Raw genomic sequence first — 19,491 nt, forward strand, 5'->3', positions numbered from 1 at the left:
TGGATCAGAACACGCGATGGCACCGCACGGTCGATGAGCTCTCCCGGTGAGCACTCGTTCCCGGGGGGAAGGAACCCTCTCCAGTGACAGACGTCAACACCCACGGCTCGACCGTGGACCTCACCGCCGACCTCTCCGGTCTGCGCGTCGCCGAGCTCCAGGCTCTCGCGACGCGGCTCGGCCTCGGCGGCGCCTCCAAGCTCCGCAAGGGCGAGCTGGTCCAGGCCATCTCGGACCTGCGCGCCGCCTCCGCCGAGGACGCGCCCGCCGCGATCGCCGACGCGGTCGGTCCGCACGACGCAGAGGTCCACCCGGACGTCGACGCAACCGGCGTCGCGGCCGAGCCGGCCGATGTGGCCCAGCAGTCCCCTCCGCAGACCGACGCGACGGCGGAGCTGCCGACGCCCGTCGAGAGCACCGAGGCCGACACGGCCGACGTCCTCGAGCAGGCCGCGCCCACCGTCGACGAGCCCTCCGCGACGGCCGCCGAGTCGGCCCCCGTCGAGCTCGAGCTCCCCGCGGCGGCCGAGCCGGTCGCCGAGCCCGCCGAGCGCGCGCCCCGCCGACGCAGCTCGCGCCGCGCCTCCAGCGGCACCGTCGCCGCCGGCGAGCACCTCAACATCCCCGGCGGGACCGGCGTCGAGTCGCTGATCCCCGACCTCCCCGTCATCGAGCAGGACCGCGACGCCGACCAGGCTGCGAAGCCCGTCATCGACATCGAGCTGCCCAACGGGCCGGAGTCGGACGACTCCTCCCGCGAGGGCGGCCAGCGCGAGCGCCGCGGACGCCGCCGCAGCCGCGGGGGCGCCTCCGAGCAGAGCGAGCAAGCCGAGCAGGCGCCCGCCGAGAACGACGCCGACTCCTCCGACTCCGGCGACCAGCAGGAGCAGCAGGGCGGCGACCAGCAGCAGAACGGCGACCAGCAGGGCACCGGCCGCGGTCGCAACCGCCGCAACCGGAACCGCAACCGCGGGGACGACCGCCAGAACGACGCTCAGCAGAGCCCCGCCTCGCAGTCCCAGCCGCAGAACGGTCAGGGCGCGCGCGCCGCGCAGTCCGAGGGCCAGCAGGCTCCTCAGCAGAACGGCTCCGGACAGCCCCAGAACGGCCAGCAGGCCGAGGGCGAGGACGGCCGCCGCAGCCGCTACCGCGACCGCAAGCGCCGCGGCGGAGCGATCGGCGACGACTTCGAGCCCGAGATCGGCGAGGACGACGTCCTCATCCCGGTCGCCGGCATCCTCGACGTCCTCGACAACTACGCCTTCGTGCGCACCACCGGGTACCTGCCCGGCGTCAGCGACGTCTACGTCTCCCTCGGCCAGGTCAAGAAGTACAACCTGCGCAAGGGCGACGCGGTCGTCGGCGCCATCCGCCAGCCCCGCGAGGGCGAGGGCGGCGGCCGCCAGAAGTACAACGCGATCGTCCGCGTCGACTCGATCAACGGCCAGACCGTCGAGGAGGCCGCTGCGCGCGTCGAGTTCCAGAAGCTCACGCCGCTCTACCCGACCGAGCGCCTGCGCCTCGAGACGGAGCCCGGCAAGCTGACCCAGCGGATCATCGACCTGGTCGCCCCGATCGGCAAGGGACAGCGCGGCCTGATCGTCGCGCCGCCCAAGGCCGGCAAGACCATCGTCCTGCAGCAGATCGCCAACGCGATCGTGCAGAACAACCCCGAGGTCCACCTGATGGTCGTCCTGGTCGACGAGCGTCCGGAGGAGGTCACCGAAATGCAGCGCACCGTGCGCGGCGAGGTCGTCGCCTCCACCTTCGACCGCCCGGCCGAGGACCACACGACCGTTGCCGAGCTCGCGATCGAGCGCGCGAAGCGCCTGGTCGAGCTGGGCCACGACGTGGTCGTGCTGCTCGACTCCATCACCCGTCTCGGCCGCGCCTACAACGTGACCGCTCCTCCCTCGGGCCGCGTGCTCTCGGGCGGCGTGGACGCCTCGGCGCTGTACCCGCCGAAGAAGTTCTTCGGAGCGGCGCGCAACATCGAGAACGGCGGCTCGCTCACCATCCTCGCGACGGCGCTCATCGAGACCGGCTCGAAGATGGACGAGGTGATCTTCGAGGAGTTCAAGGGCACCGGCAACATGGAGCTCCGCCTCTCCCGTCACCTCGCCGACAAGCGGATCTTCCCCGCCGTCGACGTGAACGCCTCCGGCACGCGCCGCGAGGAGATGCTGCTCAGCGCCGACGAGGTCAAGATCACCTGGAAGCTGCGCCGCGCCCTCGCCGGGCTCGACCAGCAGCAGGCGCTCGAGATCATCCTGTCGCGCCTGAAGGAGACCTCGTCCAACGTCGAGTTCCTCATGCAGGTCTCGAAGTCGGCCGTCGGCCCGGCCACCGCCGGCCACGGCAACGGCCACCACTAGCGCCCCGACGTCCGCGGTCGCCCCTGTCACCGGGGGCGGCCGCGGACGTTTTCGCGTCCCCGGGCGATGAGCCCGACCCCGACCACCTCCGGAAGCCAGGACCCCATGTTCGAATCCGTCAGCGTCCTCCTCGCCGAGCACGAGGACCTGCAGACGCAGCTCTCCGACCCGGCACTCCACGCCGATGCCGCCCGCGCCAAGAAGGTCAACCGGCGCTACGCGGAGCTGAGCCAGATCAAGGCGGCCCACTCCGCCTGGATCCAGGCCGGCGAGGACCTCGAGGCCGCGCGCGAGCTCGCCCGCGAGGACGAGGCCTTCGCGGAGGAGGTCCCCGAGCTGGAGGAGTCGCTGCGGGTGGCGCAGGAGAAGCTGCGGCGCCTGCTCATCCCGCGCGACCCCGACGACGGCCGCGACGTCATCATGGAGATCAAGGGCGGCGAGGGCGGAGCCGAGAGCGCGCTGTTCGCGGCCGACCTCCTCCGGATGTACCTCCACTACGCCGAGGCGAAGGGCTGGAAGACGGAGATCCTCGACCGCGACGAGTCCGACCTCGGCGGCTACAAGAACGTGCAGGTCGCGATCAAGAGCAACGCCACCGATCCCTCGCAGGGCGTGTGGGCGCACCTCAAGTACGAGGGCGGCGTGCACCGGGTGCAGCGCGTCCCCGTGACCGAGTCGCAGGGGCGGATCCACACCTCGACCACGGGCGTGCTCGTGTTCCCCGAGGTGGACGCGCCCGAGGAGGTCGCGATCAATCAGAACGACCTGAAGATCGACGTCTACCGCTCCTCCGGTCCCGGCGGGCAGTCCGTCAACACGACCGACTCCGCCGTGCGGATCACCCACCTCCCGACCGGCATCGTCGTGTCGATGCAGAACGAGAAGAGCCAGCTGCAGAACCGCGAGGCGGGCATGCGCGTGCTCCGCGCTCGCATCCTGGCCCGCCAGCAGGAGGAGATCGCCGCGGCGGCCTCGGACGCGCGCAAGACGCAGATCCGCACGATGGACCGCTCCGAGCGCATCCGGACCTACAACTTCCCCGAGAACCGCATCGCCGACCACCGCACCGGCTACAAGGCGTACAACCTCGACGGCGTGATGAACGGCGCGCTCGACCCGGTGGTGGAGAGCGCCATCCAGGCCGACGAGGAGGCCCGCCTGGCCGACATCGGCTCCGAGGAGGCGTGACCCTCGTGACCACCGGCGTCGACGCGCGCACCCTCCTCGCGGATGCGGTCGCCCGCCTCGCCGCCGCCCGCGTCCCCACGCCGGACGTCGATGCGGAGCTGCTTCTCGGGCACCTGCTCGGGCTCGGCCGCGGCCGGCTGCAGGCGCGCCTCATCACGGGGTTGAGCGTCGACGAGGAGCACGCCGCGGCGTTCGCGAGCGCTATCGAGCGCCGGTCGGCTCGCGAGCCCCTGCAGCACATCACCGGGATCGCGCCGTTCCGCTCGCTCGAGCTCGCGGTCGGACCCGGCGTGTTCGTCCCGCGACCCGAGACCGAGGGCGTCGCGCAGATCGCGATCGACGCGCTCCGAGCGGTCGTCGATCCGGAGCCGATCGCCGTCGACCTCGGCACGGGCAGCGGAGCCCTGGCGCTCGCGCTCGCGCACGAGGTGCCGCACGCGCGCGTGATCGGCGTGGAGAACGCTCCCGAGGCGTTCATCTGGGCCCGCGGCAACCGCGAGCGGCTCGGGCTCGAGAACGCCCGCATCGTCTTCGACGACCTCGCCCGGGCACTTCCCGAGCTGGACGGCACCGTCTCCGTCGTCGTCTCCAACCCGCCCTACATCCCGGCCGCCGCCGTCCCGCGCGACCCGGAGGTGCGCCTGTTCGACCCGCCCTCGGCGCTCTACGGCGGCGAGGACGGCCTGGACGTCGTCCGCTCGCTCTCGGCGACCGCCCTCCGCCTGCTCCGCTCCGGGGGAGTGCTGGTGATGGAGCACGGCGAGCTGCAGGGCGCCGATATCCGCGCCCTGCTCACTGCCGACGGCTGGCGCGGAGCGACCACGCAGCGCGACCTCACCGGCCGCGACCGCGCGACGGTGGCGGTGCGCTGAGGCGTCGCGGAGCTCTGCTAGCCTCAGCGGCGATCCGGTGGCCGCACCGGGCAGGCAGGCTCGGGAGGCTCGCATCGCCGCTGCACGCGATCGGCCGCGCCGTCGGCTCCGCCGCCCGCTGCTGATCGTCCTGGCCGTCGTGGTGGTCGCGGCCCTCGTCGTAGTCGCCGTGCGGCTCCTCGAGCGGAGCGACGGAACTGCTCCCGTGGCCTGCGCGCCGTCGTCCGTTTCCGCGTCGCCCGCGCCTGCCATCGGCTCGGTCGACGACTACCTGGGCGGCCGGTCCTACCTCCGCGGCGTCAACGTGTTCGATCTGCAGTCGCGCGTCGACGTCGGAGTCGACTGCACCGCCGGGAATCCGGCCGAGAGCTACGAGTTCCTGGCGGACCGCGGGCTCACCCTGGTCCGGCTCGCGGTGCCCTGGTCGCTCCTGCAGCCGCAGGCCGACGGGGAGAGCACCGACGACGCTCTGGCGAAGGGGCTCGATCCGGCGGCGGTCGCGCTGCTCCGGACCGAGATCGCCGCCATCGGCGCCGCCGGCATGCGGGTCGTGCTCGACCTGCACAACAACGGCACTTATCCGGCGAGCCAGGGCGATCTGCCCGAGGGGACCGTCTGGTTCGGATCCGGGCTCTCGGTATCCCAGGCGCAGAGGGTCTGGACCCTGCTCGCGGCGGAGTTCCAGAACGACGGACGCATCGCCGCCTACGACCTCTTCAACGAGGTGAAGCGGTCGCTGGTCCCCGTCGAGACCTACAAGGCCTACACGCAGGCCGTGGTGTCCGCCGTCCGGGGAACCGGCGATCGGCACACGATCTGGGTCGAGGGGATGCGGGAGGCGACGACGGGCACGGTCGCCGCGATCGCACCCGACGGGCCGTGGATCCAGGACCCGCTGGACCGGACCGTGTACTCGCAGCACTTCTACCCCGGCGGCACGGGCACGACCCTGCGCTCGGACAAGCAGGGCGGCACCGACGAGCATGTCTTCGTGGCGGCGGTGACGACCTTCGGGCAGTGGTGCCGGCGGTACGGGGTGCACTGCTCGGTCGGGGAGGTCGGCTGGCCCAGCGATCAGAGCCTCTCTCTCACCGCGGGCGGCGCGGGCTCTTGGACGGACGTCGGCGAAGCCTTCTACACAGCACCGACTGGCTGTTCGCGCCGATCGAGGACGACGAGCCTCTCGTGGTGGTCGCCGTGGGGGGCACGCCGGAGCGCTCGCCCAAAGCGGCGGAGGCGGTCGCCGCCCGCACGTCCCGGATGACCTGGCTCGCGTACGACGGATTCGACCAGCAGTGGCACGGCATCGGCGAGGAGCGGCCGCTCGCCGAGTCGCTCGCCCGTGCCGATCTCGTCCTGGTCGGGATGGGCATGCCCCGCCAGGAGCGCTGGATCCTGGAGAACCGGGACCTCGCCCCGCGGGCGGCGTTCGCGAACGTGGGGGGGCTGCCTCGACTACATCGCCGGCACGCAGGCGCTCGCCCCGCGGTGGATGGGCGCCCTGGGCGTGGAGTGGCTGTTCCGCCTGGCGCGCGACCCGCGCCGGCTCGCGGCCCGCTACCTCCTCGAGCCACTGCAGCTGCTCCGCATCGTCCTGTCCGGTCGGTCCCGCGCGAAGCGGACGCCCGGCCCGTGCGACTCTCCGCGGCCCTCCGGCCGGGTGTCGACCGGAGTCGGTCCGCACTGATCCCCGCCGGCGGGCCGCCTCAGGCCTGAGCGGAGTACTTCTCCTCGGTGGCGGCCTTCGCGGGGCGCCACCAGTCCTCGTTGGCGCGGTACCAGTCGATGGTGGCGGCGAGTCCGGCGTCGAAGTCGGTGTAGCGGGGGCGCCAGTCGAGTTCGGTGCGCAGGCGGGTGGAGTCGATGGCGTAGCGGAGGTCGTGTCCGGCGCGGTCGGTGACGTGGTCGAAGGCGTCCTCGGGTTGTCCGAAGGCGGTGAGGATGCGGGTGACGACGTCGAGGTTGCTCTTCTCGCCGTCGGCGCCGATGAGGTAGGTCTCGCCGATCTCGCCGCGGTCGATGATGGCCCAGACGCCGGTGTTGTGGTCGTCGACGTGGATCCAGTCGCGGACGTTGGCGCCGGTGCCGTAGAGCTTGGGGCGAATGCCGTCGATGGCGTTGGTGATCTGGCGGGGGATGAACTTCTCGACGTGCTGGTAGGGGCCGTAGTTGTTGGAGCAGTTGGAGATCGTGGCGCGCACGCCGAAGGAGCGCACCCAGGCGCGCACGAGGAGGTCGCTGGCTGCCTTGGTCGAGGAGTAGGGGCTGGAGGGGTTGTAGGGGGTGTGCTCGGTGAAGCGCGCGGGGTCCTCGAGCTCGAGGTCGCCGTACACCTCGTCCGTCGAGATGTGGTGGTACCGCACGTCGTGCGCGCGCACCGCCTGCAGGAGCGCGAAGGTGCCGATGACGTTCGTCGCGAGGAAGGGCGTCGGGTCGTGCAGCGAGTTGTCGTTGTGCGACTCCGCGGCGAAGTGGACCACCAGATCCGCATCGGCGACCAGCCGGTCCACCAGCTCGGCGTCTGCGACGTCGCCCTCGACCAGCCGCACGCGGTCGGCGACGGGGGCGAGGGAGTCGCGGCTGCCCGCATAGGTGAGCTTGTCGAGCACGGTGATCCGCGCGTCGGGACGCTCGCGCAGGGTCAGGTGGACGAAGTTGCTGCCGATGAAGCCGGCACCGCCGGTGACGAGGATCCGCACGGGTTCTCCTGGAGGTCGGGAAGGTCGGGGGAGGCCGGGCTCAGCGGCCCGCGTTCACGCCTTCGAGGCTGAGCAGGCGGTGGAGGTAGGCGCCGTAGCCGCTCTTGACCAGCGGTGCGGCGAGCTCGGCGAGGCGGGTGTCGTCGATCCAGGAGTTGCGCCAGGCGATCTCCTCGATGCAGCCGATCTTGAACCCCTGCCTCTGCTCGATCACGCGCACGAACTCGGTCGCCTCGATCATGGAATCGAAGGTCCCGGTGTCGAGCCAGGCCGTTCCCCGGTCGAGCACCTGGACGTTCAGCCGCCCCGCCTCGAGGTAGCGCTCGTTGATCGTCGAGATCTCGAGCTCGCCGCGGGCCGAGGGCGTGATCGTCTTCGCGATCGCCACGACGTCGTTGTCGTAGAAGTAGAGGCCGGGCACGGCGTAGTTGCTGCGCGGCTGCTCGGGCTTCTCCTCGATGGAGACGGCTCGGAAGTGCTCGTCGAACTCGACGACCCCGTAGGCGCGCGGGTCGGCGACCTGGTAGGCGAAGATGACGGCGCCCTCGATCGTGGTGTTCGCCGCGAGGGCGGTGCCCAGGGCGGTGCCGTGGAAGATGTTGTCGCCCAGGACCAGGGCGACCGACTCGTCGCCGATGAACTCCTCGCCGATCAGGAACGCCTGCGCGAGCCCGTCGGGGGAGGGCTGCACGGCGTACTCGATCCGCATGCCCAGGCTCGACCCGTCGCCCAGCAGGGCGCGGAACTGGTCGTTGTACTCGGGGGTCGTGATCACGAGGACCTCGTCGATCCCGGCCATCATCAGCGTCGACAGCGGGTAGTAGATCATCGGCTTGTCGTAGATCGGCATCAGCTGCTTCGAGATGCCCTTGGTGATCGGCCACAACCGCGACCCCGAACCACCCGCGAGGACGATGCCCCTCATCGGAGCAGCCCCGGGTGAGGAGCTGCGGCGGGGGTCCGCTGCACCGCCGAGGGGAGCGTGAAGATCTGCGGGGAGAGGGTCACGGAGCCGACTCTATCGGCGGCGCCGCGGTGCCTCCGCATGCCGGTGCGGCGGGCGCGGAACCCGTGGCGGGGACTGACGGTCGAGCGACCGCTACCGACGCGATCCGACTCCGTGAGCGGCGCGCACGCCGCCCCCGCCTCCGTATCGCGCCTCCCACTCGGAGGCCGCCGGGCACGGGGATAACTTCTCCGACGTCCGCGGCTCCGCCTGCCGCGACGGAGAGAGGTACCGCCCTGTGCACGAGGTCATCGACCAGCGGGACTCCGCGCTCCTTACGTCTCCCGGTCCCTGCCGCCGATCCCCCCTGACGGGGGGAGTCCGCCCGTGCTGACCATCGGGATCGTCGCCCTCGATGCCTGGCACGCGGCTCCGCTCGAGCGCGCCTGGCGCCGCCAGGGACACCGCGTGGTCGTGGTGACCGGTGACCCGGAGGGGTTCAGCGGGGCGGAGCTCCGCCCCAGCGTGCTCGCCCGCTTCCTCGAGCCCGCCGGCCGGAGGGGCGCCGGGTCCGTCGGGCTCGCCGTCGTCACGCGCCGGGCCCGCCGACTGCTCGCCCCGGAGCGGCCCGACCTCGTGGTGGCTCTCCCTGGGACGGCCGTGGAGCTCGCCGGGCTCGCTCCGACGACCGTCCTCCTGGCCGACGACCTCCCGGCGCTCCCGCGCCTCCGGTTCGAGGAGGAGCGCCGCGGTGCTGTCGTCGTCACCCCGACGGAGCGGCTCGCGTCCGCCCTCGCGGGAACGGTCGTGACCCTGGGCCTGCCGGACGCGTCGTTCCCGACACCGTCCGCCCCCGACGGGCCCCTCCGCTTCGCCGCCGTGGGAGCCTCCGGTCTCGACCGGGGCGCCGAGCGGCTCGATCTCCTCGCCCGGCTGGACGGCACCGAGTACGTCACCGTGATCGACGACGGCGGCGGGATCGCCGACGACCTCGCATCGGGGCTGCGCTCCGTCGGCGAGCAGGACCGCGACGGCGTCGTCGAGGTGCTCCGCCACTCCCACACGTACGCCCATCTGACGCCGTCGACGACCGGCGCGGCCGCCGGACTCGACGCGCTGGCGAGCGGGCTGCCGGTCCTCGCGATCGAGTCGAGCGTCCTGGCCGATCTCTGCGCGGCGGGGGCGGGCGTGGTCCTCTCCGACGACGCGACGCGCGAGGAGTACGAGGACGCCCTCCACCGGCTCCGACGCGAGTGGACGGCTCTCTCCCGGGGGGCCGCCGAGCTCGCGCGGGAGCGCCCGTGGTCCGTCGCGGCCAAGGAGATCCTCGCCCTCGCGGAGGGACGCGTCCGTGTCGCCTGAACCGGTCCCGGCTGTCGGCGCCTCCGCCGACGCGATGCTGCCGAACGCCGTCGCCCTGCGCCTGGCCGCCGTGCTGGTGCAGTACAGCCTGCGGACGCACGGCGTCCGCAGCCTCGTGGTGAAGGGCGAGGGTCTGCACCGCCAGGGGATCCGCGCGCCGATGACGTCGGCCGACGTCGACCTCTGGGTCGACCCCGAGCGCTTCGACGAGGCTCTCGGGCTGCTCGCCTCGATGGGCTGGCGCCGCCGCGCCGAGGCTCTCAGCTGGACGCTCTTCGTCGACCACTCGATCACGCTCGTCCACCCCTCGTGGCCGTGTGACGTCGACGTCCACCGCTCCTTCCCGGGTGCCTTCGAGGAGGAGCGGATCGTCTTCGACCGTCTCTGGGCGGCCGCCGAGGATCTGCCGCTGAGCGACGAGACCCTGCGGATCCCCGGGCGCGCGCACCACCTCGTGCTGCACGCCCTGCACCAGCTGCGCAGCGCGCGCTCCGCCTCGGCGACCACGGCGCTGGCGGTTCTGAAGGCGCACGCCGCCGGCCTTCCGAGCGAGGAGCGCGAGGCGATCCGCGACGCGGCCGTCGAGCTCGGCGCGCAGACGCCGATGACGGAGCTCCTCACCTCCTGGGGAGTCCCCGCCGCGCCCGAGGAGCGCTACCGGCAGGCCCAGATTCTCTGGGACGTGCGCCGCAGCTCCGACCGGCACACCTTCAACTGGCTGCACGCCGTGGCGTCCGCTCCCTGGCACCTGAAGGGAGGCCTGCTGGTGAGAGCCGCCTTCCCCACCCGCGCGGATCTCGAGGCGAGCCATCCTGAGGCGACGACGGTCCGGCGTCGGCTCCGGCTCCGGGGGGAGCGGACCCTGCGGGCGCTCCGAGGCCTCCCCTCCGCCCTCACCGGTTTCGCCCGGGTGGCGCTGAGCGGCCGCAGCGAGGAGCAGGGCCCGGCGTCCTCGTTCGAGGCGATCGCGGAGGCCACGGCGCCGGCGAGCGACCTCCCGGCCTCGTCCGACCCCGCGGCGAGCGCCGTGCATCCGGTGGAGGCCTCCGCCGAGGCGCAGGGGGGCAGCGCGCCGCCGGCCCAGCGCTTCGCCGTCGAGCGCACGGACGGTCAGGTCTACGTGCTCGACCTGTCCCGCCCGTCGGTGCCCCCGATCGTGCTCTCGCTGAGCGCCGCCTCGGTCTTCGAGGCCGTGATCAGGCAGCGCCGGCCCCGGGACGAGGTCGTCGACCTCCTCGCCGATCACTACGACGTAGACCCCGGGACGATGGGCCGCGACGTCGACGCCGTCCTGGCCGAACTCGACGTCCGCTTCCCGGGCGCGGTTCCCGACGGGGCGCTCTCATGAGGGCAGCCCGTTCCCGTTCCCTGCGGATCCTGCACGTCCTCGACTCCTTCGAGGACGGGGGCGCGCAGCGTGTGGCCCTCTCCCTGTGTGCGTGGAGCCGCGAGCACGGCTGCGAGACCGCCTACTGGGGGCGTCCCGGGCCGCTCAGCGACCGCGCCGCGCAGGAGTCGCCCGTCTTCGTGGTGCCGAGACCCGGACAGGGCTTCGCGGCCGATCTGCGCGAGCTCGCACTCGCCGTCCGCCGGTTCCGCCCGCACGTCCTGCACGCCCACCAGCGCCGCGAGGCTCTGCTGGCCCTCCTCGTCGGCGCCGCGCTCGGTGTCCCCGTGGTCGAGCACGCGCACACCGAGCTGCCCGGGATCGACAGGCGAGCGCTCTCCTTCCGCTCCCGGCGGGTGTTCGCCGTCTCCGCCTCAGTGGGGCGGATGGTCGTCGAGGGCTACGGCCGCCCGCAGGATCGCGTCGTGGTCACCGGCAACGCCCCGGCGAACGTCACCGCGGAGCCCGCGAGCGCGCCGGAACTCGCCGAGCCGGTCGTCCGCGTCCTCGGCATCGGGCGGCTCGCGGAGCAGAAGGACCCGGTCCGCTTCCTCGCGGCCGTCGAGGCCCTCGCCCGGGTCCGGCCCGTCACCGGCACCTGGCTCGGCGACGGTCCGATGCTGCCGGTGCTGCGCGAGCGCGCCCGGGGAGCCGGAGTGGTCGACTTCGCCGGTCCGTCGGCGGACGTGACCGGAGCGCTGGACGCGGCGCATCTCCTCCTGTCGACCTCGCGGTGGGAGGGGACTCCGCTCGTGATGCTGGAGGCGATGGCCCGCCGTCGCCCGGTCGTGGCGACCGACGTCGGCGGTGTGGGTGAGCTGCTCGCCGACGGTCGGGGCCTCCTGCTCCCCGCCGACGCCGACGGGGAGCGGATCGCCGAGCTCCTCGCCGCCGCTCTGGAGCGACCCGAGGGGCTCCTGATGCAGGCCGACCGCGCGAAGGCGTGGGTGGACGAGGCCGCCTCGCCCGACGCCGTCTTCGGCCCCGTCGTCGCCGCCTACCGCGAGCTCGGGGGCCGACGGTGAGCGGGGGCGTGCACTCGGTGACCGTCGTGGCTCCCTGCTACAACGCGATCGCCCGGCTCGACGGCTTCCTCGCGCGGCTCGCACTCACTCTCGGACCGGGGACGCGGGTCGTCCTCGTCGACGACGCGTCCTCGGACGGCACGGCGGAGGTGCTCGAGAAGTGGGCCGAGGGACGCGAGGACGCCCGGGTCCTGCTCCTCGAGCAGAACGGCGGCGTCGCTGCCGCCCGGAACCGCGCCCTCGACGGCATCGACTCCGAGTTCGTCTGGTTCGTGGACGTCGACGACGAGTGGGACACGGAGATCCTGCGGACCCTCACCGCCGAGGCCGAGCGGACGGCGGCCGACGTCGTCGTCTGCCGGGCGCTCTACCGCACCCGGCAGTCGACCTCCGGACGTGTGATCGACGGCCTCGACCGGCGCGAACTGGTCTCGTCCGAACTCGCTCTCGAGCGGATGGCGTCCGGGCGCCTGCACGGCTTCCTCTGGAACAAGCTCTTCCGCCGCGCCGTCCTGCAGGAGGAGCTCTTCCCGCGCTTGAGCTCCCAGTCCGACTTCGTCGGCGTGCTGCGGGCCGTCCAGGCGGCGGAACGGGTGCTCTTCGTGCCGGAGATCCTCTACTCCTACGTCCACACGGCGTCCTCGATCACCCGTCGGCGCGACCCGGACCTCCGGAACCTCCTGGTCTGCGCCGAGGAGATGCGCGCGGCGCTCGCCCGTACGTTCGAGGAGGTGCCGCGCCCGCTGTCGGACTGGTTCACGACCTGGTTCTACGCCGTCCCCGTCGCGCTCACCCCGATCCGCCAGAACTCCGACGCGGCGCTCGTCGAGACCGGCGTCCGGCTCGGGTCCGAGGCGCTGCGCGACGTCCGCGTGCTCCGCTCCGCGCGGTCGCCGCGGCTGCTCGTCCTGGGGCTGGTGCTCAAGCACGTCCCCGCCGCCTTCACGGCGCTCAGCCGGATCCTCTACGCCGTGCACGACACCCGCCGCCGGCTCTCCGATCGGAGGAGCACCCGGTGGACGACGTGACCGTCCCCGTGCAGGCGGCCGCGACCGGCCCCTTCCGCACACCAGCTCCGTTCCCTCCCTCCCGCACCGACCCCCGAGGAGCACCGGCATGACCTCCTACATCACCGGCCGCATCGAGCGGATGCCGGCCAGCATCACCACGCTCGACGAGGCGGCGGAGGCCGTGCTCGAGCTGTCCCGGAGCGGCCGCGACGAGCTGGTCGTCACGCCGAACACCGACCACTTCGTGCGCTGGAAGCACTCCGGCGAGCTCCCGCGGTACTACGGCCGGGCGTCCCTCGTGGTGCTCGACGGGGCGCCTCTGGTCTGGCTGGCCCGCTCGTACGGCCACCGCACGGCGAGCCGCGTGACGGGCATCGACCTCTTCACCGAGGTCTGCCGCCGCGCGGCGCTCGAGGGTGCGCCGGTCGCTCTCATCGGCGGACGCCCCGGAGTCGGCGATCGCGCAGCCGCCGAGCTGCAGCAGCGCTTCGCCGGGCTCCAGGTTCCGGTCGTCCTCTCGCCGGAGCCGGCCGAGCTCGCGGACGACGCCTACCTCGCCCGCCTCTCCTCGACTCTGCGCACGGCAGACGTCCGCATCGTCGCGCTCTGCCTCGGCTCCCCCAAGCAGGAGGAGGTTCGCGAGCGCCTGCTCGCCGTCGGCGGCACGGGAGCGGTCTGCCTCGGCGTCGGCGCCGCCGTGGACTTCCTCGCCGGCGAGATCCCGCGGGCGCCGCTCGTGGTGCAGCGCCTCGGCCTCGAGTGGGCGCACCGGCTCAGCCGGGAGCCCGGCAGGCTCTGGCGGCGCTATCTGGGCGACGCCGTGCGGGTGCTGCCGAGCGTGGTCGCGGCCCTCCGCTACCGGGTGCGCCGTGCCGTCCGCTGAGCACGCGGGCGGCGTCGCCGGCGAGAGGCCGCTGGTCCTGGTCTGGAAGCGCGCGTGGCTGCAGGACTCCGAGACGTTCGTCCGCAATCAGATGCACGGACTCGAGCGCTGGCGCGCCCTCGGAGTGGGCCTCGAGCGCACCGGCTCGGGCGTCCTCCACGACCGCACGGACATCGTCCTGCACGATCCGATCACCCCTCGCGGGCGGCGGTCCCTCCTCCTGCGGTGGCTCGGAGTGTCACGACGGCTCGACGCGATCGTCGATGAGCACCGGCCCGCCCTCATCCATGCGCACTTCCTCATCGACGCCGTCTTCATCGCGCGGTACGCACGGAGGAGGCGCCTCCCGCTCGTCGTGACGGGGCACGGCTACGACGTGACCAGCTGGCCGCTCGCGACCGGAGCTCCGCGCCTGCTCCGCCCCCTCGCCCGAGCTCACCGCGCCCTCGAGGCCCGCGCCGTCTTCCGCACCGCGCTCGCGGTGATCGGGGTCTCCCGCTTCATCACCGACGGGCTCCTGCGCCTGGGGGCGGACCCGCGGCGCACCGGAGTGGGCTACATCGGCGTCCCGACCTCCCGCCCCGAGGCCGCACCGGCTGCGGAGCGCGCGGGAATCGTCTTCGTCGGACGCCTCACCGACAAGAAGGGCGTTCCGGATCTGCTCGAGGCGGTCGCCGCCCTCCCCGGACCGATCCGCGACGTCCCCCTGACCGTCGTCGGCGACGGCCACCTGCGGGAGGCGCTCGTCGAGCAGGCGGCGCGGCTGGGCCTGCAGGTGACCTTCACCGGCTCCCTGCCCCCCGCCGAGGTCGCCCGCATCCTCGCCGGCGCCGCGGTCCTCTGCGCACCCTCGCGGACCGCCGCGACAGGCGACTCCCAGGGCTCCGGCACGGTCTCCCGCGAGGCCGCGCCCGCAGGCGTCCCTGTCGTCTCGTACCGCCACGGCGGCGTCCCGGAGGCGGTCCAGGACGGCGTCACCGGGCTGCTCGTCCCGGAGGGGGACGTGCCCGGCCTGACCGGGGCGCTCGCCGCCCTGCTCCGGGACCCGGACCGCGCGGAGCGGATGGGCGCGGAGGGGCGGGAGCGCGTGCTCGCCTCGTTCGACCTCGCCGAGCGGATCCGCGACCTCGAGGACCTCTACGACCGGGCGGCCGGCCGATCGATGCCGACGACGACGGACGGAGATCGCGGATGAGCCGCGCCGAGCACCGCGCCGACGATCCACGACCGGACCTCCGTCCGGCCTCCGCCGGGCGGGAGAGGTGAGCCTGCGCCGGAGCACCGTCGACGCGACCGCCTGGACGGCGGTCTCGTTCGCCGTCGCGCTCGTCGTGCAGCTCGGGCAGTTCGCGCTCCTGGCGAGACTGCTGGACCCCTCCGAGATGGGGATCATCGCGATCGTCGCGCTGCTCAACGCGTTCGTCGACATCTTCCTCGGAATGGGGGTCGCCCAGGCGATCATCCAGCGCCGGCGGGCGACCAGCTTCGAGCTCTCGTCGGTCTTCTGGCTCAACCTCTCCGTCGGGCTCCTGGTCACCGTCGCCGTCCTCCTGGGCGCCGCACCGATCGCCTCCCTGCTCGGGTCCCCCGCCGCGACGCCGGTCCTCACCGTCCCCTCGCCCGTGTTCGTGGGCAGCGCAGCCGGGCAGGTGCCGAGAGCGGTGCTCGAGAAGGGGATCCGGTTCCGAGCGGTCGCCGTGTCCGAGACGATCGCTCTCGTCGGCGGCTTCGCCGTGACGGTCTGCCTCGCGGTCTCTGGAGCAGGGGCGCTTTCCTACGCGTGGGGGCTCGTCGCGACCGCGGCTCTGCGCTCCGTGCTCGCCCTCGTGCAGGCTCGGCGCTGGTTCCGACTGCGATTCCGGTTCCGGATCCGCGAGACCGCCCGCTTCCTCTCCTTCGGCGTCTTCCAGACCCTCGACGGCATCGTCAACTACCTGGGCTCGAACGCCGGCTCGCTCGCGATCGGCCGCCTGCTCGGACCGGCCCAGCTGGGCGGGTACACCCTGGGATACAACCTCGCCGTGAACCTCCCCGCGAGGGTCAACCCGATCGTGACGCGGGTGATGTTCCCGGTGTTCTCCTCGATCCAGCACGACCGTGAGCGCGTCGCGCGGAACCACCTCCGCGTCACCGCGGTGCTCAGCATGGCGAGCATCCCGCCGCTGATGCTGGTGGCGCTGCGCTCCGAGGAGATCGTGCGACTGTTCTACGGACCCGGCTGGGGCTGGATCGCGGGCATGACGAGCGCGCTGACGGTGGTGGGCGCGGTGCGGGCGATCGGCAATCCGGTCGGCTTCATCCTGATGGCGATGGACCGGGTGCGGTTCGGGCTGATCGTGAACATCGTGAAGACCGCGATCACGATCCCGATGATCGTCGGCGGGGGAGTGCTGTTCGGACTCGACGGCTTGATCGGCGGGCTGCTGCTCTCGAGCGCTCTCGGCTTCGCCGTCACCTGCGCCGTGCTGCGGGTGGTGCTCGGAGTGCGCCTCGGCGCGTTCCTGCGCGCGTGCGCCGCGGGGCCGCTGCTCGCCGCACCGATGGCGATCGTGCTGCTCCTGCTCCGCCTGCTCCCCGAGGGCGCGCCCCTGCGGCTGCTCCCGGTGGAGCTGGCGCTCGCGGGCCTCGTGCTGGGAGCGACCGCCCTCCTGACGCCGGGGCGCGACATCGCCGAGGCGCGATCGCTCGTCCTGTCGCGACTGCCCGCCCGGCTCCGGCTCGGCTCCGCCGCCCCGGTCGAGGTCGCCGTGGTGCTGGCCGCCGAGGAGCGCTTCGACGGCAGCGGGGGAGCCGTGGCGACCTGGGTCCGCGAGACGGTGTCCCGGTCCTCGCTCCGGATCGCCGTGCACGCGCCGTGGTCGTCGGCGTCACCGGGCGTGGACGTCCGGCCGCACCGCCTGTACCGGCGGATCTACGCGGTCCAGCGGCGCGCGGCACTCCTCCTGGCGCGTCGGCGCGACAGCGACCCGGGCGCCGAGCTGCGTCGGCTGTCCTTCGGTGGCCGCTTCTGGCTGCTGGTGCTCGCTCCGTCGCTGCGCCGTGTCCCGACGGTCTGGATCCACAACCGCCCCCGCTACGCCGTGCGCCTGCGCCGCCTGGGCTACCGGGGGCGGATCGTCGCACACCTGCACAACGACCTGCTCGATCACCTGCCACCCGATCCCGCCGCCGCCCGGCGCTACCTCGACGCGGTCGACGAGTGGATCTTCTGCAGCGAGTTCCTGCGCGCCCGGGCGGTCGACCGGTACGGCCTGATCGCCACAGCCGTCCTGTACAACGGGGTCGTCCCTCCGCCCGAGGTCCCGCCAGCGCCGCTCGGCGGTACTGCGGAGGCGGTCTTCGCCGGGAGGCTGGTGGCCGAGAAGGGAGCCCGCGAGGCCGTCGAGATCGTGAGGCGGATGCGGACCGAGCACGGCGCCGATCTGCGGCTGGTCATCGCCGGCGCATCGGGCCTCGGGGACGACGCGACGCCCACCCCGTACGTCCGAGCGCTCGACGAGGCGGTCGCCGCCCTGCCCGGCGTCGTGCGCCGGCTCCCGTTCCTCCGGCACGAGGACCTGCTGGAGCTGTTCGGCTCCTCGGCGCTCCTGCTCTACCCCTGCCGCTGGGACGAGCCGTTCGGGATGGTGGTGGTGGAGGCGCTCTCGCGGGGGATCCCCGTCGTGACGGTCGAGCGCGGAGGCCTCCCCGAGATCCTGCGCACCTCCGACGGAGTGGTCGACGGATCCGTCCTCGTCCCGCCGGGCACGGAGGAGGAGGTCGCGGACGCCGTCCTCGCGGAGCTCCCCGCCCTCATCGCCTCGCTGCGCGATTCCCCGCGACGCGCGGAGGTCGCTGCGGCGTCGCGGCGCCGAGCGGCGGACTTCGGCTGGCCGGGCATCGCCCGCCGCGCGGACGAGCTGCTGGCAGACCCCCGTGGCTGAGGCGCGGGGCCGCCGCGCGCACGCGGATCGACGTTCCGCGCCAAGCCCGTCGAGGCTCGTGCCGCGCGATTAGTGTCGGCGCGACATGCCACCTGCATCCCCTCTCCCGCCCGCGTCCGCCGACGCCACCGCCTCTCCCGTGCTGCTCGATCCGCCTCCCGCCCCGGACCGGCGCCCGCGGACGACCCTCCCGCCGCGAGAGGTCGGCCCGTCGTCCCGGAATCGGCGCGCCGCTCCTCCGCTCCGCCAGACGGAGGCCGCCACCAGCACCTCCGCGGAACGGCTCTGACATGGGCCGCCACGCCGACGACGCCCTCCTCCGCCGCCCGACCGCCTCTCGTCCCTCCGTCATCGCCGCGACCCGCGTCACCGACGCTCCGGAGACCCGCGGGCGGCCGTCGCGCGCGCCGGCGGATCCCGCTCAGCGGCGGCACGAGCGGATCGTCCTCGTCTTCCTCGCGGTGCTCCTGGCGCTGAGCGTCGTGCAGCTCTACACCCTGGGCCCCGTCACCGCTCCGGTCGCCTGGAGCCTGCTCTTCCTCCCGTACTCCGTGGCGCGGCTGCGCGGCGGGCGGATCGACCGGTTCGTGGTCGTGGTCCTCCTCGTGATCGCCGGCACCCTCTTCGCGCTCACCTACTCCGGAGCACGCGCGGCCGCGCTGCGCGACGTGGTCTCCGTCGTCTCCTTCCTCACTCCGTACCTGGCCGTCCGCGGGCTCGGCGACGGCGCCTGGCGTGTCGTCGGCCGCGCCCTCAACTGGGCGGCGCCCGTGTTCCTCCTCCAGGTGACGCTCACGATCCTCTTCCAGCTCGATCCCGTGCAGGAGACCGCCTACCTCCGGTGGCCGGAAGCGGTGCTGTTCTCCGACATCTACGTGCGGGACATCTTCACGACGTCCTTCAACAACGTCCTGCAGGAGAAGTCGGGAGGGTTCTTCCTCAACGGCAACATCGCCTCGATGTACATGGCCACGACCGGCGCGCTGGCCTTCGCCGTCTGGAGACGGCAGCGGGGGAGTCTCCTCCTGCTCGTCGCCGTCGCCGGGCTGGTCGGCGCCCTCTTCACGCTGTCCAAGACCGCGATCGTCCTCGCGATCGTCCTGCCCCTGCTGGTCGCCGCGATCCGCGGACTCAAGGGACGCAGCCTCGGTCCGGTCGCCTGGATGATCACCATCCCCTCCGGGATCACGGCCGTGTACGCCGTCGCCGTGTCCTTCCCGCAGCTGGCGGAGGCGGGCGTGCTCACGCTCGGGGCCCGCGGCGACTTCCTGCGCCTGGCTGCGAGCGCGTTCCCCGACAACTGGCTGCTGGGGCTGGGGTACGGCGGATGGCAGGAGCTGTGGCTGGCGCGCGGGTCGCAGTTCACCCAGCACAGCGAGCCGCGCCCGCCTCACAACCTCCTCGTCACCGCGTGGACCAACGGCGGGCTCCTGATCGCGCTCCCCGTCATCGCGTTCCTCCTCCTCGCCACCGTCGCCGTCGTGCGCCTGCTCCTCCGGGTCGCCCGGAACGAGGCCGTCGCCGTCGGGGCGCTCGCCGTCGCCGTCCTCTGGACGTTCCTGCACGGGATGGCCGACAACACCACCTGGTTCGGCGATCAGCACTCGCTCGCGACGCTCGCCGTCTCCGTGGCGCTCGTGGGCGTCCTGTCGGCGGAGGCGCCCGCCACGCCGGGCCGAGTGCCTCACGGAAGCGCTCCGGCGGCCTCGGCCGGCGCGGGTCGGGCGCCGCTGCGACGGCCGCCGAGCCCCGGCCTCGGGCGGCGCTGACGCGACCGCCGCGCCGCAGCCGGTCCGGACACGGACCGCGCCGGTATCATCG

General features: G+C 73.2%; 15 protein-coding genes and 1 pseudogene. 14 read left to right on the forward strand and 2 right to left on the reverse strand.

Annotated elements, in window-relative coordinates; genetic code table 11:
- The first annotated feature begins 83 nt into the window (after positions 1-83).
- From rho to C5C33_RS19180, 6 genes and pseudogenes are all read left to right on the forward strand, one after another.
- Positions 84-2,375, forward strand: a complete 2,292-nt coding sequence (gene rho, locus C5C33_RS01360) for a transcription termination factor Rho (RefSeq protein ID WP_104260198.1) — start codon at positions 84-86, stop codon at positions 2,373-2,375.
- 105 nt (positions 2,376-2,480) lie between these two features.
- A complete protein-coding gene (prfA, locus tag C5C33_RS01365; RefSeq protein ID WP_104232724.1) occupies positions 2,481-3,563 on the forward strand; it encodes a peptide chain release factor 1 in 1,083 nt (360 codons plus the stop codon).
- Complete coding sequence (prmC, locus tag C5C33_RS01370) at positions 3,560-4,435, forward strand: peptide chain release factor N(5)-glutamine methyltransferase (protein WP_104260199.1); 876 nt, start codon at positions 3,560-3,562, stop codon at positions 4,433-4,435. The genes prfA and prmC overlap by 4 nt, the downstream gene beginning before the upstream one ends.
- 37 nt (positions 4,436-4,472) lie before the next feature.
- Positions 4,473-5,699 (forward strand): glycoside hydrolase family 5 protein, encoded by a 1,227-nt coding sequence (locus tag C5C33_RS01375; protein WP_181136165.1) that lies wholly within the window; start codon positions 4,473-4,475, stop codon positions 5,697-5,699.
- Positions 5,633-5,812, forward strand: a pseudogene (locus C5C33_RS19175) (hypothetical protein); the annotation flags it as partial. The gene C5C33_RS01375 and the pseudogene C5C33_RS19175, both read left to right, overlap by 67 nt.
- A complete protein-coding gene (locus C5C33_RS19180) occupies positions 5,778-6,122 on the forward strand; it encodes a WecB/TagA/CpsF family glycosyltransferase (RefSeq protein WP_219813756.1) in 345 nt (114 codons plus the stop codon). The pseudogene C5C33_RS19175 and the gene C5C33_RS19180, both read left to right, overlap by 35 nt.
- Positions 6,123-6,141: 19 nt before the next feature.
- Here the strand turns inward: C5C33_RS19180 and rfbB are convergent, their stop codons facing one another.
- Both rfbB and rfbA read right to left on the reverse strand, forming a co-directional pair.
- Entirely contained in the window at positions 6,142-7,134 is a 993-nt protein-coding gene (rfbB, locus tag C5C33_RS01385) for a dTDP-glucose 4,6-dehydratase (protein ID WP_104223009.1), read from the reverse strand.
- A gap of 40 nt (positions 7,135-7,174) precedes the next feature.
- Positions 7,175-8,059 (reverse strand): glucose-1-phosphate thymidylyltransferase RfbA, encoded by an 885-nt coding sequence (gene rfbA / locus C5C33_RS01390; protein ID WP_104232713.1) that lies wholly within the window; start codon positions 8,057-8,059, stop codon positions 7,175-7,177.
- A gap of 408 nt (positions 8,060-8,467) precedes the next feature.
- Here rfbA and C5C33_RS01395 point away from each other — a divergent pair, with 408 nt between their 5' ends.
- From C5C33_RS01395 to C5C33_RS01430, 8 genes are all read left to right on the forward strand, one after another.
- Complete coding sequence (locus tag C5C33_RS01395) at positions 8,468-9,442, forward strand: hypothetical protein (RefSeq protein ID WP_104260201.1); 975 nt, start codon at positions 8,468-8,470, stop codon at positions 9,440-9,442.
- Positions 9,432-10,790 carry a PqqD family peptide modification chaperone gene (locus C5C33_RS01400; protein WP_104260202.1) on the forward strand — a complete coding sequence of 453 codons (1,359 nt, stop codon included), beginning with the start codon at positions 9,432-9,434 and terminating at the stop codon, positions 10,788-10,790. Before C5C33_RS01395 ends, C5C33_RS01400 begins: the two co-directional genes overlap by 11 nt.
- Positions 10,787-11,854, forward strand: a complete 1,068-nt coding sequence (locus tag C5C33_RS01405; protein WP_104260109.1) for a glycosyltransferase family 4 protein — start codon at positions 10,787-10,789, stop codon at positions 11,852-11,854. The genes C5C33_RS01400 and C5C33_RS01405 overlap by 4 nt, the downstream gene beginning before the upstream one ends.
- Before the next feature lie 8 nt (positions 11,855-11,862).
- On the forward strand, positions 11,863-12,882 hold the full coding sequence (locus C5C33_RS01410; RefSeq protein ID WP_181069043.1) for a glycosyltransferase family 2 protein: 1,020 nt from the start codon (positions 11,863-11,865) through the stop codon (positions 12,880-12,882).
- Between the two features lie 88 nt (positions 12,883-12,970).
- Positions 12,971-13,747, forward strand: a complete 777-nt coding sequence (locus tag C5C33_RS01415) for a WecB/TagA/CpsF family glycosyltransferase (RefSeq protein WP_104260204.1) — start codon at positions 12,971-12,973, stop codon at positions 13,745-13,747.
- Positions 13,734-14,942 (forward strand): glycosyltransferase, encoded by a 1,209-nt coding sequence (locus C5C33_RS01420; protein WP_104260205.1) that lies wholly within the window; start codon positions 13,734-13,736, stop codon positions 14,940-14,942. The genes C5C33_RS01415 and C5C33_RS01420 overlap by 14 nt, the downstream gene beginning before the upstream one ends.
- Before the next feature lie 67 nt (positions 14,943-15,009).
- The gene (locus C5C33_RS01425; RefSeq protein ID WP_104260206.1) at positions 15,010-17,670 is read left to right on the forward strand and encodes an MOP flippase family protein; all 2,661 of its coding nucleotides are present in this window, start codon (positions 15,010-15,012) and stop codon (positions 17,668-17,670) included.
- 290 nt (positions 17,671-17,960) lie between these two features.
- The gene (locus C5C33_RS01430; protein ID WP_104260207.1) at positions 17,961-19,439 is read left to right on the forward strand and encodes an O-antigen ligase; all 1,479 of its coding nucleotides are present in this window, start codon (positions 17,961-17,963) and stop codon (positions 19,437-19,439) included.
- Positions 19,440-19,491 lie beyond the last annotated feature (52 nt).

The sequence above is a fragment of the Rathayibacter sp. AY1H3 genome, assembly GCF_002932015.1.

Coding starts and splice junctions, on each gene's coding strand:
- prfA (WP_104232724.1), top strand. CDS start 2,481: ATGTTCGAATCCGTCAGCGTCCTCCTCGCCGAGCACGAGGACCTGCAG.
- rfbA (WP_104232713.1), bottom strand. CDS start 8,059: ATGAGGGGCATCGTCCTCGCGGGTGGTTCGGGGTCGCGGTTGTGGCCG.
- C5C33_RS01405 (WP_104260109.1), top strand. CDS start 10,787: ATGAGGGCAGCCCGTTCCCGTTCCCTGCGGATCCTGCACGTCCTCGAC.
- C5C33_RS01415 (WP_104260204.1), top strand. CDS start 12,971: ATGACCTCCTACATCACCGGCCGCATCGAGCGGATGCCGGCCAGCATC.
- C5C33_RS01430 (WP_104260207.1), top strand. CDS start 17,961: ATGGGCCGCCACGCCGACGACGCCCTCCTCCGCCGCCCGACCGCCTCT.